Source organism: Nocardia sp. NPDC055321, assembly GCF_053645575.1.
In genome coordinates this window covers 102528-117670 of sequence record NZ_JBSHMS010000025.1, presented here as the reverse complement: position 1 = coordinate 117670, position 15143 = coordinate 102528, and the positions used below count along the sequence as shown (strand labels likewise).

Genomic DNA, 15143 nt, shown 5'->3' with positions numbered 1-15143 from the left:
TAACCCGCGTCGCCCCAAAAAAAATACTGGGTGTGGCGCCACGGCGTGTCGCGCTTGCTTCAGTTACAGCGAATCGGTCCGCTCCGATGACAACGGAGCGGGCCGCTCAGTTGTCCTGTTCGAACCGGCGACGGAACCGATCCTCCATTCGCGCCGAGAACCCGCCCTGCTTGCGCGGCCGGCCACGGCCGCCGCCGGGACCGGGTCCGGCGGCGGGATGCTGCTCGTCGCCGCGGGTGCCCTGGGAGTTCATCCCGGGGCCACCGATCAGCAACAGCACTCCCGCGCCGAACATGACAATGAAGCCGATCAAGCTGATGATCGGGAAGTCGCCCAGCTTCACGGGCGCGGCTATGCCTGCCACGAGTAAGAACAGACCGAGGACGAACAGAGCCGCCGATTGGAGTCTGCGTCGGCCGGTAGCGGAACGTAGGCGTCCACCCCGAACCGTCGAGGCGAACTTGGGGTCCTCAGCATAGAGCGCGCTCTCGATTTGTTCGAGCATGCGCTGCTCGTGCTCGGAGAGTGGCACGGTACCTCCCCCGGCACTAGGTGGTGGCGGTCGCCTCCGGGTAAGCGACAGATAGCCGGCGTTGGCGGCTGTCTGCCCCAATAATACGAGTTCGATCAGCGAGCTACCACCTACTCGCCGGAACTCAGGCCAGCATTCCCGGAACCCATCCCGTACCGGGACGCAAACGAGACGTAGAAGCGAGCAGATCTTCCACGTCGTGCAGGAATGCCCCTACCCGCGAAGCGAACTCATCGGCGCGCCGATCGTCCACCTCCCGCGGCAGACCGGCCTCGAGCGCCGCGCGCGTCTCGGACTGCCCGGTGAAGTAGTCGGCCCACATGACGAACTCCGGCGCGGCCTTCTGCATGAGCACCCAGGCGTTGCGGGAACGGGCCCGGGGCGCGCGGTCGGCGCCCGTCAGCGCGAGCACCGCGCCGGCGCCGCGCAGGGCGGCCAGGTAGGCGGCGCGGAAACGCTCGGTCGGATCGTGCTCGCCCGCGGCCTGCATGAGCAGGCCGTCGGCTCGGCGCAGCAGCTCACCGGCGCGGCCGGGGTAGCCGGAATGGCTCTGACGTTCAGTTGTACCGGACATCGGGCACCTCCCCACTCGCATACCCCACGTTCCCGGGTACCTCTTCCGAAGCAGATGAGCCACCACGAAGATCGAACAGGCATTCGAAGGTTTCAATTGTGTCTGAATATAGAGACGCCCACCGACAAGTTCCGGAAATCGACCCCGCTCGCGGGGACGGAATCGCGGACGGCGCGATGTCGGCACTATCGTCGAACCCGTCGAGTCACTGTCCGCTTCGCCGAACCCCCACCCTCGTCAACGAGAGCCGCGCCTGCCCGATGACCGCCGTCACACCCAACACCACGCCCGCACCCGTCGTCGTCGATCTGTCGGCGGCGACCCTGCGAGCCCGGCTGCACGACGCCCTCGCGGTGTACGTCGCGGCGATGGACTACCCGCGCGGCACCGAGCATCAGCGCGCACCCATGTGGACCGAGCACACCACCCGGCCCGGCTGGCAGTCCGTGGCCGCGGTACTGCCCGACGACGACGGCCGGCTCGACCTGCGCACCGCGCCCATCGTGGCCATCGCGTACGGCTATCACGGCGCACCGCACCAGTGGTGGCATCAGCAGGTGTACAGCGGCATGCGCCGCACCGGCTGGCCCGAGCACGCGGCGCGGGAACTGCTCGCGGACTACTTCGAACTCACCGAACTGCACGTGCATCCGGCCGCGCAGGGACGCGGCATCGGGGAGATCCTGCTCACCCGGCTGCTGCAGAACCGGCCCGAGCGCAGCGTGCTGCTGTCCACGCCCGAGGTGGACCACGAGGCCAACCGGGCCTGGAAGCTGTACCGGCGGCAGGGTTTCGGCGATGTGGTGCGGCGCTTCATCTTCGCCGGGGACACCCGGCAGTTCGCCGTGCTCGGGCGGCAGCTGCCGCTGTGAGCGTGGTGATCATCGGCTCGGGCCACAACGCACTGGTCGCGGCCTGCTACCTGGCACGCGACGGGCACGCGGTGGAAGTGCTCGAACGCGACACGGTGCTGGGCGGGGCGGTGTCGACGGTCGAGCGGTTCCCCGGGCATCTGGTCGATCGCGGGTCGTCGGCGCACATCATGATCCGGCACACCGGGATCGTCGAGGAGCTCGAGCTCGACCGCTTCGGACTGCGGTACATCGACTGCGACCCCTGGGCTTTCGCGCCCGCGCCGCCCGGCTCGGATGCCCCGCCGCTGGTGTTCCACCGCGACGTCGAGGCCACCTGCGCGTCCATCGCGGCCGCCTGCGGTGCGCGCGACGCGGCCGCGTACCGAGAATTCGTGCGGGTGTGGGCGCCGCGCACCGCGAGCGTCATGCGCTCGTTCGGCGGCGCGCCCACCCCGGGGCGACTGTTGCGCTCGTTCTGGGGGCTCGACGCGCAGGGCGGCGGCAGCGCGCTCTCGCGCGAGTTCCTGCAGAGCGGAGACGCTTTGCTGGACAGCCTTTTCGATGATGAGCGGCTGAAAGCGGCCCTGGCCTGGTGGGGCGCGCAGTCCGGGCCGCCGATGTCCGAACCCGGGTCCGCGCCCATGGTCGGGTTCGCCGCGCTCATGCACACCCTGCCGCCCGGGCGGGCGGTCGGCGGCTCCGGCGCGCTCAGCGCCGCGCTGGTGGCGCGGCTGCGCGCCGACGGCGGCGTGGTCTCCCCCGGCGACGCGGCCGTCGCACTGACCCGCGCGGGCAAGAGCTGGCTGGTGCGCACCGCGAGCGGGCGAGAAGTCCACGCGGACACGGTGATCGCGGGCAGTCACATCCTCACCACGCTGAACCTGCTGGAAAAGGGCGGTTTCGACGCCGAGACGCTGACGGACTGGCGGCGGCGCATCCGCGTCGGGCCCGGCATCGGCATGGTGGTCCGGGCCGCCACCTCGGCGCTGCCCCGGTACGCGGGGGCCGAGACGGCCGAATCCGCGCACGGTCTGCAACTGCTCGTCACCGACCGCGGACAGCTGCGCACCGCGCACGGTGCGGCACTGGCCGGGGAGTTGCCGCCGCGACCGGCGGTGCTCGCCATGAGTTTCAGCGCCCTCGATCCCAGCATCGCGCCCGCGGGCGAGCATCAGCTCTCGCTGTGGGCGCAATGGCACCCGTACGCACTGGCCGATGGGAGTTCCTGGAGCGATCACGCCGACCGCGAGGGTGACCGCATCGTCGCCGAAGTCGACGCCCACGCACCGGGTTTCGCCGATTCCGTGCTCCAGCGTCACGTGCAGACCCCGGTCGATCTCGAACGCGAGATGGGCCTGCTCGGCGGCAACGTCATGCACGTGGAGATGTCCCTGGACCAGATGTTCCTGTGGCGCCCGCTGCCCGAGCTCTCCGGCCACCGCGTCCCCGGCGCTCCCGGCCTCTACCTGACCGGCGCCTCGACCCATCCCGGCGGCGGCGTCTCCGGCGCCAGCGGCCGCAGCGCCGCGGCCCTGGTCCGCCGCGACCTGCGCCGCCCCCGCCTCCGCCTCCCCCGCCGATGACAGACTCCGCCCTACCCGGTTTCCGGACGACTCCACACCCGGCGTGTGCCCTGGTCGGACGGCGCCCGGCTCGCTCCGCGACCAACCCCGCGAAGCGTCGGCTCGACGACGGCATCGGTACCGCCGATTACTCGAGACGTGCTCGCCGCCGACCGAGCACGCACCCGCCTGCCTCCCACGCGCCGGGTGCGGTGTCCGCATCATGCCGCCACGGCCGTGCCCAGCCCCGGTTCGGGTACCCGAGTCACGCTCGACAGCACCTTGGCCGCTCGCCGGAGCCTTGCCACCAGGGTCGAATCTGCCTCACCGGGAACCGGATTCGATCCGGCATCGCACCCGGTGATCCACGACGTGGCACCGAAGTTCGGCCGCACGAGGAAGACTTGCGGCTGATCAGCATGACCGGGCCGTTTACGACCGCGTCGGCTGGGCGCCGGAGCACGGCGTGTTGAGCCGGAGCGCGGAGCCGACAGGGGTGCTCGCGGCGGGGCGGGGGACGTGGGTCGCGGTCGCGCCGGCGGTGCTGCTGGTGCTCGTGCAGATCTCGTACCCGCTGGTGGACGGGGTCGCTCGGGACCGGGTCACGGTCGCGGTCGTGCTGTTGTCGGCGGGGACGGCGCTCGTGCACGCGGGGCTCACGCGGGGGGTGCGGTGGGCGGCGGGGCTGCTGGTCATCGTGTCGGGGGCCGGGCTGCTCGCGGAGATCGCGGGGATCGCGACGGGGGTGCCGTTCGGGTGCTACGAGTACGCGAGTGGGCGGCTCGGGCCCGAGGTGGCGGGGGTGCCGCTGGTCGTGCCGCTGGCCTGGACCGGCGGGGTGTATCCGGTGTGGGTGGTGGCCGGGCTGCTGAATCCGGCCGGGCGCGTGCGAATTCCCCTGACGGCGCTGGGCGCGGTGGGCTGGGACCTGTTCCTGGACCCGCAGATGGTCGCCGACGGGCAGTGGACATGGTGTTCGAGTTATCCGGGACTGCCGGGGCTCGGGGCGATTCCGTTCACGAACTACCTGGGCTGGTTCGCGGTCGGGCTGGTGATGGCCGGGCTGCTGCAGCTCTGGGATCGGACCGTGGCGGACAGCCGGGCCGCGCTCGTCGTCCCGGTCGCGGTGTTCGGGTGGACGTGGCTGGGATCGGCGCTGGCCCACGCGGTTTTCCTGGGGTTGCCGGTGTCCGCGGCGTACGGACTCCTCGGTATGGCGACGCTGGGGATTCCACTGGTTCGGGGGCTGCTGGCCCGTCGAATCACACTGCGGCCCCTGGACCATGGCACGATGTGAGCCGTGCCGAGTCCGATCATCTCCACAGCAGACGACACGCTCGAATCCGACCTCGCGACGGGTGCGCGAGCCTCGGCCCGGCGGCGGCGATCACGCCGGTGGGTGCGAATATCGGCCGCCCTGCTGCTGGCCGCACTGGCCTTCGCGCTGACCGGCTGCCTGCGCGTGCAGGCGTCCATGGGCGTCTCGTCCAACGACCGGGTCTCCGGGCGCATCGTGGCCGCGGCCGTTCCGCAGAACGACAAGGACAAGGGCCCGCAGCTGGTCGCCCCCGACGCGCTCTCGGGCAAGGTGCGGGTCGACCCGTACAGCCAGGACGGCTACGTCGGCTCGCAGGTGTACTTCGACGATCTCACCTTCGGTGAGGTGTCCCAGCTCGGCGCGCTTTCGGATCAGACCCAGGGCATGTTCACGCTGCAGTTCACCCGGGTCGGCGATCTGGTCACCCTGACCGGCCGCGTCGACCTGAAGAGCCTGCCCCCGCACGGCTCGGACGTGCAGTTCACCGTGGCCTTCCCGGCCCGCGTCGCCACCACCAACGGCACCCGCGAGGGTGATTCCAAGGTGGTCTGGAAGCTGAGCGCCGGTGAGGTGAACCAGTTGCGCGCCGAGGTCGGCTACGCCGATCCCAACACCCGGTCCTTCGCGGGCTGGGCGGGCATCGTCGGCGGTATCACCCTGGCGGTGGCGGCCATGGTCGCGGTGCTGGCGTACATGAACCGCAATCCCGATCCGCCGGCGTTCGTGCGTGCCATGCGCTGGGTGCGCCCCGACCACGAACACCGGGTGTGATCGTGTCCCGCACCGGCGAGTTCGCGGTGCGGGCCGGGACTGCCCTCGCCCTGTTCGGGGCGGCGACCACGCTGCTCAATCGAATCACCGTGCGGCAGTTGCGCACCGCTCCCGCGACCGTGGACGAGGTGGTCACGGTCTGCGTCCCGGCCAGGGACGAGGCGGACCGGCTGCCCGCGCTCATCGCGGATCTGCGCGCCCAGCGCGGCGTCGCGGATCTGGGCGTGCTCATCCTGGACGACGCCTCCACCGATGGCACCGAGGCCGCCGCGCTGGCGGCCATCGGCGACGACGAACGATTCACCGTGGTGCGCACCGACATCGCGCCACCGCCCGGCTGGACCGGCAAGAACGCCGCCTGCGCGCGCCTGGCCGAACTGACCGGCCAGGACTTCGGCGTCCTCATCTTCCTCGACGCCGACGTGCGACTGCACCCCGGCGCGCTGGCGGCCGTGGTCGCCGAATTGCGGCGCGGCCGTGCGGGTCTGGTGTGCGCCTGGCCCCGGCAGGACGCCGGATCCGCGCTCGAACGGCTGGTACAGCCGCTGCTGGCCTGGTCGTGGGCCTCGACACTGCCGCTGCCGCTGGGCAATCGGAGTCTGCGCCCGAGTACGGCCGTGGCCTGCGGGCAGTTCCTGGTCTTCGACGCCGCGACCTACGCGCGGGTGGGCGGGCACACCGCGGTGGCCGACCGGGTCACCGAGGATCTGGCGCTCGCGCGGGTCCTGCGCCGGGCCGGGGCGCGCACCGAACTGGTGCCGGGCGGCCGGCTGGCGCGGACCCGGATGTACCGGGGCGCGGGCGAACTCGACGCCGGATACACGCGCTGGCTGTGGTCGGCCTACGGCGGGCCCGCGGGCAGCGCCGGGGTCGGCGTCTACGCCGGACTCGCCTACTGCGCGCCGCCGCTGGCCGCGCTGCTGGGCCGGGGCCGGATACGCCGTGCCGGCCTGCTCGGCTACGCGGCCGGGGTCACCGGCCGCCTGCTCGCCAGATCCACCGAGACCGGCGGGCCGCCGACCCGCGCGGATGCCCTTGCGGCGCTGGCACATCCGATCTCGGTGGCGGCCTACCTGGGCCTGTCCGCACGCTCACACCTCGCACACTCGCGCGGGCGACTGTCCTGGAAGGGACGCGCACTCGGCGACGCGCGCTGAATCTCGGCGACGTCTACCTACCCGCCCCGCCGCCCGGGACTACGGCACCGGGGTCAGGCCCACCGTCGGGAAGAAGAAGCAGGAGTTCTCGCCGTTGCGGACCACGCCGAACATGGCGGCGAGCACCGTGCCCGAGCCGGTGTCCACCGGGACCGCCCGCACCCCGCCGCGCGGCAGCGCGCCGGCGAAGAACTGCGCGACCGCCTGCTCGACCATGGGGCGCAGTTCGAGCGGAACCTGTTCGGGGATCATGCCGTTGACGACCTGCGCGAGCGTGCCCATGGGCGCGAAACCGCTGCGCCCGGTGTCGAGGTTGAGCCACACCACCTGCATGCCGGAGGTGTCGGCGCCGTCCGCGTTCACCCCGTAGGGCACGAAGGCGTACATGGTCTGGCCGGCCTTGACGGCCGAGAGATCCAGTCCCGGAACGGCTATGGCCTGTTCGGGCCACGGGCCGGGGATCGCGCCCGCGACGGCCGGGGCCAGGCCCAGGGTGGTCCCGGTCAGGCAGTAGGGGGCGGCGGTCGGGTACAGGAAGGGCTGAATCCCCAACTGCTGCAGGCCCTTCACGGTCTCGCCGTAGGCGGCGAGCCAGTCTGTGGGCGCGGCGGTCGCGGTCGCGCCCGCCAGCGCGGTCACGGCGGCGGCGGTGTCCTGCGGGTCGATCCCGCCCGCCATCGCGGCGGCGACGCCCTGGGCCAGGACGGCGGCGACTCCGTTCCCCGCAGCGGTGCCGGAGTCGGCCGTCGCGCCCTGGCCCAAGCTGATTGCCGGAGAGTTGCCTATCTCCGGGGCGGCGGGGGTCACGGGGTCCGCGCCCGCCGGACCTGCGGCGGTGAGCAGCGCACAGGCGCTCAACGCGCCTGCGACACGTACGAGGTGCGGCAACACGGCCATGGTGGCTCCTCAACGTCGCGGTCGAGGTCGCACGCTACTCCGTGGATCAGAACATTCCAGACATTTCGCCCGGCACGCCCGCGCCGGATTCGGTGCGGGCGAAACGATCAGGCGTGCACGGCCGCCGGAGCGACGGTGTACCCCAGGTTCGCCAGGACTTCGCCGGTGGCCTTGGCGAAGTTCAGGGTGATGAAGTGCAGGCAGGGCGCGCCCTCGTCGATGAGGCGCTGGGCCATCTCGGTGGCGATCTCGATACCGGCCGCCCGGACCGCCGCCTTGTTCTCCTCCGGACCGTCGCCGGCGGCCTTGCGCAACCGCTCCATGACCCCGGCGGGCAGCTCGCGCCCGCACAGTTCCACCGCGCGCTGCACGGTCCGCAGCGAGGTGATGGGCATGAGCTCGGGGATGATCGGCTTGGCGCCCTCGACCGGGTCGAGCGCGAGCGCCCGCTCGCGCAGGCGGAAGTAGTGCTCGGGGTCGAAGAACATCTGGGTGATCGAATACTCCGCGCCCGCACGGAGTTTGGCGATCAGGTGCGCGGTGTCGGTCTCCAGGTCCGACGAGCGCGGATGCCCCTGCGGGAACGAGGCCACGCCCACGTGGAAGTCGCCGAGCTCGCGCACCATGCGCACCAGCTCCTCCGCATACTGCACGCCCTCGGGGTGTGCGATCCACTCCCCCAGCGGATCTCCCGGCGGATCCCCGCGCAGCACCAGCAGATTGCGGATGCCCGAGTCGGCGTAGGCGCCGACGATCGAACGCAGTTCCGCGACACTGTGATCCACGGCCGTCAGGTGCGCCACCGTGAGCAGGGTGGTCTCGCGCGCCAGCTGACCCGTCACCCGGATCGTGCGATCGCGGGTGGATCCGCCCGCCCCGTAGGTCATGGACACGAAGGCCGGATGCAGGCGTTCGAACTCCCGGGCCGCCCGCCACAACCGGGCCTCGGCCGCGGCGTCCCGTGGCGGATTGAACTCCACCGAGAACGGCACCGACCCGTCCGGGCGCGGCCCGAGCTGCTGAACGATCGAGCGAGTTCCGGACACGAGCGGCGTGCGGGAAACTCGGCCAGGGGTCGAATATCCCCGTACATTGTCGAAACTCACGGCCCCAGTTTAAGGGGCGCCCACCTCCGCCACGCCCGAACCCGCCCCCGCCCACCGCCTCTACCGGCATTTTCCGCTCCGCGCCGGAAAATATCCGCCCCCGGACCGGCCCCCGACGGGCCGAACCTCCCCGCCGCCCCCGCTCGTGTGGATCCTGACACTTTCGGGCCGCATCCGGTCCGAGCACCTCCCGATCACATGGCTGATCCACGATCGGTGCTCGCCGCAGGGTGCCACGAATCCACGCGCGGCCGCCCTGATCCGGGCGCCTCGAGCCGATCGTTCTCCGCCGGACCCGGGCTCGACAGCGGACGCGAGTCCGCAGACTCGGGCTGCGCCTCCCCCGCGCTCGGCACCACGAACGTCGGTGGTGCGCGCGGCGCACCCGGCAGTCGCGCTCGGACACCACTCGATCCGGCGACGTGCGGCACGCCTCGACCTATCACCCCGGTCCGGCAGGGCGCCGGGGGTGGGGTCGGTGATCCGGGCGGATGTGCTTCGGGAACCTGCCGCTCGGTACAGTCGGTGCCGAACCCCGCCCGCGGCCGGTCGGCTCGCGGGGTGGCTGTTCGGCGAACCTTTCCGTGTCACCGCGTGGGCGGGTCGCCGAGCGCCGTCGGCCGGGGCCGCGAACGCGTCGCGCGCGAGTGCGCGGCGCTCACCCCCCAGGAGGATCCGCTGTCCGCCGGACCCGGTACCCCGACCCGTCAGCCGGTCGGCGCGGAATCGCTCGTCGCCGCCGTGCAGGAACGCCTGACCGCCTTCTTCGAGACCCGGCGCGAGATCGTCGAGCCGCTGGGCCCGGTCGTGGTGGAGGCGGTGCGGGTGCTCGAGCAGTTCGTGCTGCGCGGCGGTAAGCGCACCCGGCCCGCGTTCGCCTGGACCGGCTGGCTCGGCGCGGGCCGCGACCCCGAGGACCCCGAGGCCGACGCGGTGCTGACGGCCTGTGCCGCACTGGAACTGGTGCAGGCGGCCGCGCTCATCCACGACGACATCATCGACTCCTCGCGCACCCGGCGCGGATTCCCGACCGTGCACGTGGAATACGAGCAGCGCCACATCCGCGAACAGTGGATCGGCGACGCCCTGCACTACGGCGAATCCATCTCCATCCTCATCGGCGATCTCGCCCTGGCCTGGGCCGACGACATGACCCGCGAGGCCGGGCTGCCCGCGGCCGCCCTGGCCCGCTTCGGCCCGGTCTGGGCGGCCATGCGCACCGAGGTGCTCGGCGGGCAGATGCTCGACATCCACGGCGAGGCGGGCGGTGACGAGTCGGTCGAGGCCGCGCTGCGCATCAATCGCTACAAGACCGCCGCGTACACCATCGAGAGACCGCTGCACCTGGGCGCGGCCCTGGCCGACGCCGACCCCGAACTCGTCGCCGCCTACCGCGAATTCGGCACCGACATCGGCATCGCCTTCCAGCTCCGCGACGATCTGCTCGGCGTCTTCGGCGATCCGGCCGTCACCGGCAAGCCGTCCGGCGACGATCTGCGCGAGGGCAAGCGCACGGTGCTCATCGCCGAGGCGCTACGCCGCGCCGACGCGACCGACCCGGCCGCGGCGGCCCTGATCCGCGACAACCTCGGCACCGACGTCTCCGCCGAGCTGGTCACCGAACTGCGCGCCGTGCTCACCGATCTCGGCGCGGTCGATGCGGTCGAACAGCGCATCGCCGACCTCACCGAACAGGCCCTGACCGCGTTGGACGCCAGCACCGCCACCGCCGACGCCAAGCGCAGACTCCGCGCCATGGCCCTGGCCGCGACGGCGCGCTCCTACTGACGACGGTCCGCCGCACGGGCATTCGCGCGCGGGCTCGGCGCGAAGGACGACCCGCCGGATGAGAGGGTTGCGGTCGGGAACGCCGTGCGCGAACCACCGAGCGAACGGGCACAGCCGGGCGCGAGGCGAGGGGCCCGGAACGAACGACGACGGGGCCCGATCGTTCTGGGCCGTCCCACCCGCGCGGTGGCGGGTGATCCGGGAAGCAGGGCGGCGCGGCCACACGGAAATCGAAGCGGGGAAGCACAGGGTATGGGCATGAAAACGGTTGCGGGACCCAGCGATCGGGTCGTGGTGGTCGGCGCGGGGCTGTCCGGGCTGGCGGCGGCGCTGCATCTGCTGGGCACCGGACGGGCGGTGACCGTGCTCGAGCGCGCCGACCATCCGGGCGGGCGGGTCGGGCTCTACCGCGGCGCGGACTACGAGATCGACTCCGGCGCAACGATTCTGACCGTGCCCGGCCTCATCGACGAGGCGCTGGCCGCCGTCGGCGCGACCCGGGAGTCGGCGGGCCTGCGGATTCTCGAACTCGCCCCCGCGTACCGGGCGCGCTTCGCCGACGGCACCGAGGTCGGGGTGTACTCCGATCCCGAGCGGATGGTCGCCGAGATCACCCACGTGCGCGACGCCGCCGCCGGGCGGCGCTACCGGCGGCTGCGCGACTGGCTCCGGCGCGTCTACGACGCCGAGTTCGAGCACTTCATGGACACCAACTTCGACTCGCCCCTGGACATGGTGCGCTACCCGGACAAGCGCCGGGCGCTGCTGGAACTGGTGCGGCTCGGCGGTTTCGGCCGGCTCGGCCCGCGCGTGCGCCGGCTCGTGGGCGACGACCTGCTGGCCCGGCTGTACAGCTTCCAGGCCCTGTTCGCGGGCACCGCGCCCAACCAGGCGCTGGCGGTCTACGGCGCCATCCCGTACATGGACACCTGCCTCGGCGTGTACTACCCCGAGGGCGGTATGCGGGCCATCGCCGCCGCCCTGGCCCGCGCGTTCACCGACGCCGGCGGCGTGCTCGAACTGAACGCCGAGGTCACCGGCATCGACTACCGGGGCCGCCGGGCCGCGGCCGTGCGCGTCGCGGACGGCCGCGCGATCGACTGCGACGCCGTCGTCGTCACCGCCGACATCGGCGGTCTCGAACGTTTCGGCCTGCGCCGGCGCCGCGGCCTGCGCGCCTCGCCCTCGGCCGTGGTCGCGCACGGCACCGTCCCGGCCCATGTCGCCGAGACCTGGCCGGTGCGCGCGCATCACACCATCGACTTCGGTCACGAATGGGATCGCACCTTCACCGAGATCGCCGCCCGCCCCGGCCGCGGATCGCTCATGAGCGATCCGTCCCTGCTGTTGACCCGGCCCGCGCTCACCGATCCGGGCCTGTACATCGACCGCCCGGGCACGCACATCGACGCTGCGGGCAGGCTCTCGGACACCGTGCGCCACGAACCGCTCTCGCTCCTGGCCCCCTGCCCCAATCTGGACGCGGCGCCGCTGGATTGGGACCGGCTCGGCCCGTTCTACCTGCGGGAGTTGCTCGGCGTGCTGGAAGATCGCGGCTACCACGGCATTTCGGAGCACTTCCGGATCGACATCGTCGACACGCCGCGCACGTGGCGCGGTCGGGGCATGCTGGCGGGCACCCCGTTCGCCGCCGCGCACCTGTTCCGCCAGACCGGTCCGTTCCGCACCCGGAACCTGGTTCCGGGCCGTGACAACGTGGTTCTGGCGGGATCGGGCACCGTCCCGGGCGTCGGCGTGCCCACCGTTCTGCTGTCCGGAAAACTCGCCGCGACCCGAATCGCGGGTGATCTACGACATGCCGAAGGCCGAACCGCCCCCGCCGAGGCGGTAGCACCGCCGCGCACACACTAGACTCGTCGGCGACCTGAACCACCGCGGCTGGCGCCGCCGTCCTTTCCGGGGGGAACGACCACCGATGCCGACCCCCGATACGGACGCCGCCATCCCACCGCGCGGCACCGACACCGACCGGATCACCGGCGGCCCGGCATCGCACCACCGGATGCGTTCCTACGCCGACTTCGCGCGCAGCCCCGAGGGCAAGGCCGCGCTGCTCGGTTTCTTCGGCGCCCTGATGATCACGTTCGGCGGTTTCGGCGCGGGCAGCGTGCGCCGCAACGACCCGCTGCTCGAGGCCGCGCACCTGTCGTGGCTGCGTTTCGGGCACGGCTACGCGCTCTCGACGGTGTTCGTCTGGATCGGCGTGCTGGCCATGATCACCGCGTGGGTCCGGCTCGGGCGGGCCACGATCGGCAACGTCCCGAACGTGACGGTCACCCTCAACGAACTGCGCGCGATCGTCGGCATCTGGATCTTCCCGCTGCTGTTCGCGGTGCCCATGTTCAGCCGCGACGCCTACTCGTACCTGGCCCAGGGCGCGCTGCTGCGCGACGGGTTCAATCCGTACGAGGTCGGGCCGGTCGTGAATCCCGGTGTGCTGCTGGACAATGTGAGCCCGGTGTGGACCACCACCACCGCGCCCTACGGCCCGATCTTCCTGCTGCTCGCGCGCGCCATCACCTCGCTCACGGGCGAGAACGTGGTGGCCGGGACGATCGCGCTGCGCCTGGTCATGCTGCCGGGCCTGGCGCTGATGGTCTGGGCCGTACCGCATCTGACCAAACATCTGGGCGGCAAGCCCACCACCGCGCTGTGGCTGTCCGTGCTCAACCCGCTGGTCCTGATCCATCTGATGGGCGGGGTCCACAACGAGATGCTCATGGTCGGTCTGATGGCGGCCGGTATCGCGCTGGTGCTCGAACGGCATCACGTGGCGGGCATCGTGGTGGTCGCCATCGGCGTCGGGGTGAAGGCGACCGCGGGCGTGGCGCTGCCGTTCCTGGTGTGGATCTGGATGATTCACGAACGCGAGCGCCGCGCCGCGCAGGGCGAGGGCGAGCTGCCGCATCCGACGCTCATGTTCGCCAAGATCGCCGGGCTCGGGGTGGCGGTGTTCGCCGCGGTCTTCGCGGTCGCCTCGGCGCTGGCCGGGGTCGGCATCGGCTGGCTCACCGCGCTGTCCGGATCGAAGAAGATCATCAACTGGCTGTCGCTGCCGACCGTGATGGCGCACATGACCACCTGGGTGACCCCGTTCCGCCTGGAACCGGTGCTGGACGTGACCCGCGCGCTGTGCGCGGCCGCCCTGATCGTGGTGCTGGTGTGGACCTGGTGGCGGTTCCGCAACAGTGAGCGCGCCGCGGTGTTCGGCATTCTCATCGCCTTCGTGGCGATCGTGATCCTGTCCCCCGCCGCGCTGCCCTGGTACTACTCGTGGCCGCTGGCGCTGGCCGCCGGATTCGCGCTCTCCACCACGACACTGCAGTGGCTGGTGGGGGTGTGTACCTGGCTCATGCTGGTGTTCCAGCCCGACGGATCCATCGGGCTATACAACTTCCCGCACGTGGCGCTGGCGACGTTCGCGGCCGTGGTGGCTGCCCTGTCGTTGCGCACGGTGGATCCGCTGCGGTTGAGCGCGCATACCCATCCGAAGGTGCCCGAGCGCGTGCAGGTGCACGCGGGCTCCCCACCCAGCCCGGCATGACCCCGGCGGGGCTGGATCGCGCCTACCGGGACTGCCGGCGCATCGCCGCCGCGCACGGCCGCACCTATTTCCTGGCAACCCGGCTGCTCGAACCCGAGCGAAGACCGGCCGTACACGCGCTGTACGCCTTCGCGCGGCTCGTGGACGACATCGTCGACACCGCCGAAGACGGTGCGGTGGCGGCGAACTCGGACAGCGCGCACGCCGACGCGGCGGCCGCGCACCTGGATCGCCTGGAATACGAACTGCGCGGGCGACTATCGCGCCCGGCGGAGCTCGGCACACCGGACCACACCGATCCGGGCGGCCCCGAGGATCGGGTACTGCTCGCGGTCTCGGACACCATCCGCCGGTATTCCATTGCCCCCGAACACTTCTGGGTGTTCCTGGATTCCATGCGCATGGACATCCCCGGCGGGCCGCACTACCGCGACAGCTACCCAACAATGGCCGCCCTGCGCGAGTACATGCGCGGTTCCGCCGCCGCCATCGGCCTGCAATTGCTGCCGATCCTGGGCACCGTCGTACCGGTCGAGGAGGCCGAACCCGCCGCCGCGGCGCTCGGGGAAGCCTTCCAGCTCACCAATTTCCTGCGCGATGTCGCCGAGGACCTGGATCGCGGCCGCGTCTACCTGCCCGCCGACGACCTGGCCGCCTTCGGCGTCGACCGCGACCTGCTCACCGCGTGCCGCCGCACCGGCGAGACCGACCCGCGCGTGCGCCGCGCGGTGGCCCACCTGATCGCCGTCAACCGCGACATCTACCGCCGCGCGCTGCCCGGCATCGACCTGCTGCTCCCGCGCGTGCGCCCGGCGATCCGCACCGCCGCCACCCTCTACGGCGGCATCCTCAAGGAGATCGAGCGCCGCGACCACGAGATCTTCGGCGGCCGCGCGACGGTCCCCACCCACCGCCGATTACGCGTGGCGGCAAGGGAATTCACCACCAAGACCCTGCAACCCGCCCGGTGACCAGGCCCGCCCCGGCGCGGGCCGGTGCGGACGTCGGATACGGAGAGT

General features: G+C 71.9%; 13 protein-coding genes. 9 read left to right on the top strand and 4 right to left on the bottom strand.

From position 1 onward, the window contains the following. Positions 1-106: 106 nt before the first annotated feature. On the bottom strand, positions 107-532 hold the full coding sequence (locus tag ACWIGI_RS32490; RefSeq protein WP_454206805.1) for a DUF3040 domain-containing protein: 426 nt from the start codon (positions 530-532) through the stop codon (positions 107-109). Between the two features lie 124 nt (positions 533-656). Then, complete coding sequence (locus ACWIGI_RS32485; protein WP_454206803.1) at positions 657-1106, bottom strand: SAV_6107 family HEPN domain-containing protein; 450 nt, start codon at positions 1104-1106, stop codon at positions 657-659. Positions 1107-1366: 260 nt separating this feature from the next. Between ACWIGI_RS32485 and ACWIGI_RS32480 the strand changes: the two genes are divergently transcribed. The 5 genes from ACWIGI_RS32480 (at position 1367) to ACWIGI_RS32460 (ending at position 6768) form a co-directional block, all read left to right on the top strand. Beyond that, positions 1367-1978: a GNAT family N-acetyltransferase gene (locus tag ACWIGI_RS32480; protein WP_354987296.1), complete on the top strand. Its 612-nt coding sequence runs from the start codon at positions 1367-1369 to the stop codon at positions 1976-1978. Next, entirely contained in the window at positions 1975-3543 is a 1569-nt protein-coding gene (locus tag ACWIGI_RS32475) for a phytoene desaturase family protein (protein ID WP_454206801.1), read from the top strand. Before ACWIGI_RS32480 ends, ACWIGI_RS32475 begins: the two co-directional genes overlap by 4 nt. A 475-nt stretch (positions 3544-4018) precedes the next feature. Beyond that, the gene (locus tag ACWIGI_RS32470; protein ID WP_454206823.1) at positions 4019-4819 is read left to right on the top strand and encodes a carotenoid biosynthesis protein; all 801 of its coding nucleotides are present in this window, start codon (positions 4019-4021) and stop codon (positions 4817-4819) included. Positions 4820-4921: 102 nt separating this feature from the next. Beyond that, positions 4922-5611, top strand: a complete 690-nt coding sequence (locus ACWIGI_RS32465) for a DUF3153 domain-containing protein (protein ID WP_454206821.1) — start codon at positions 4922-4924, stop codon at positions 5609-5611. Beyond that, positions 5611-6768, top strand: coding sequence for a glycosyltransferase family 2 protein (locus ACWIGI_RS32460; protein WP_454206819.1), 1158 nt, complete (start codon positions 5611-5613; stop codon positions 6766-6768). Before ACWIGI_RS32465 ends, ACWIGI_RS32460 begins: the two co-directional genes overlap by 1 nt. A 39-nt stretch (positions 6769-6807) precedes the next feature. On the opposite strand, the gene ACWIGI_RS32455 is transcribed toward ACWIGI_RS32460, so the two are convergent. Both ACWIGI_RS32455 and ACWIGI_RS32450 read right to left on the bottom strand, forming a co-directional pair. After that, entirely contained in the window at positions 6808-7665 is an 858-nt protein-coding gene (locus ACWIGI_RS32455; RefSeq protein WP_454206800.1) for a hypothetical protein, read from the bottom strand. 107 nt (positions 7666-7772) lie between these two features. Further along, on the bottom strand, positions 7773-8771 hold the full coding sequence (locus ACWIGI_RS32450; protein WP_454206798.1) for a methylenetetrahydrofolate reductase: 999 nt from the start codon (positions 8769-8771) through the stop codon (positions 7773-7775). A 594-nt stretch (positions 8772-9365) separates the two neighbouring features. Here ACWIGI_RS32450 and ACWIGI_RS32445 point away from each other — a divergent pair. From ACWIGI_RS32445 to ACWIGI_RS32430, 4 genes are all read left to right on the top strand, one after another. Next, positions 9366-10559, top strand: a complete 1194-nt coding sequence (locus tag ACWIGI_RS32445) for a polyprenyl synthetase family protein (protein ID WP_454206796.1) — start codon at positions 9366-9368, stop codon at positions 10557-10559. Positions 10560-10817: 258 nt separating this feature from the next. After that, complete coding sequence (gene crtI, locus ACWIGI_RS32440) at positions 10818-12431, top strand: phytoene desaturase family protein (RefSeq protein WP_454206794.1); 1614 nt, start codon at positions 10818-10820, stop codon at positions 12429-12431. Between the two features lie 151 nt (positions 12432-12582). Continuing rightward, positions 12583-14124 carry an alpha-(1->6)-mannopyranosyltransferase A gene (locus tag ACWIGI_RS32435; RefSeq protein ID WP_454206817.1) on the top strand — a complete coding sequence of 514 codons (1542 nt, stop codon included), beginning with the start codon at positions 12583-12585 and terminating at the stop codon, positions 14122-14124. Next, a complete protein-coding gene (locus tag ACWIGI_RS32430) occupies positions 14121-15095 on the top strand; it encodes a phytoene/squalene synthase family protein (RefSeq protein ID WP_454206792.1) in 975 nt (324 codons plus the stop codon). The genes ACWIGI_RS32435 and ACWIGI_RS32430 overlap by 4 nt, the downstream gene beginning before the upstream one ends. The last annotated feature ends 48 nt before the right edge of the window (positions 15096-15143 follow it).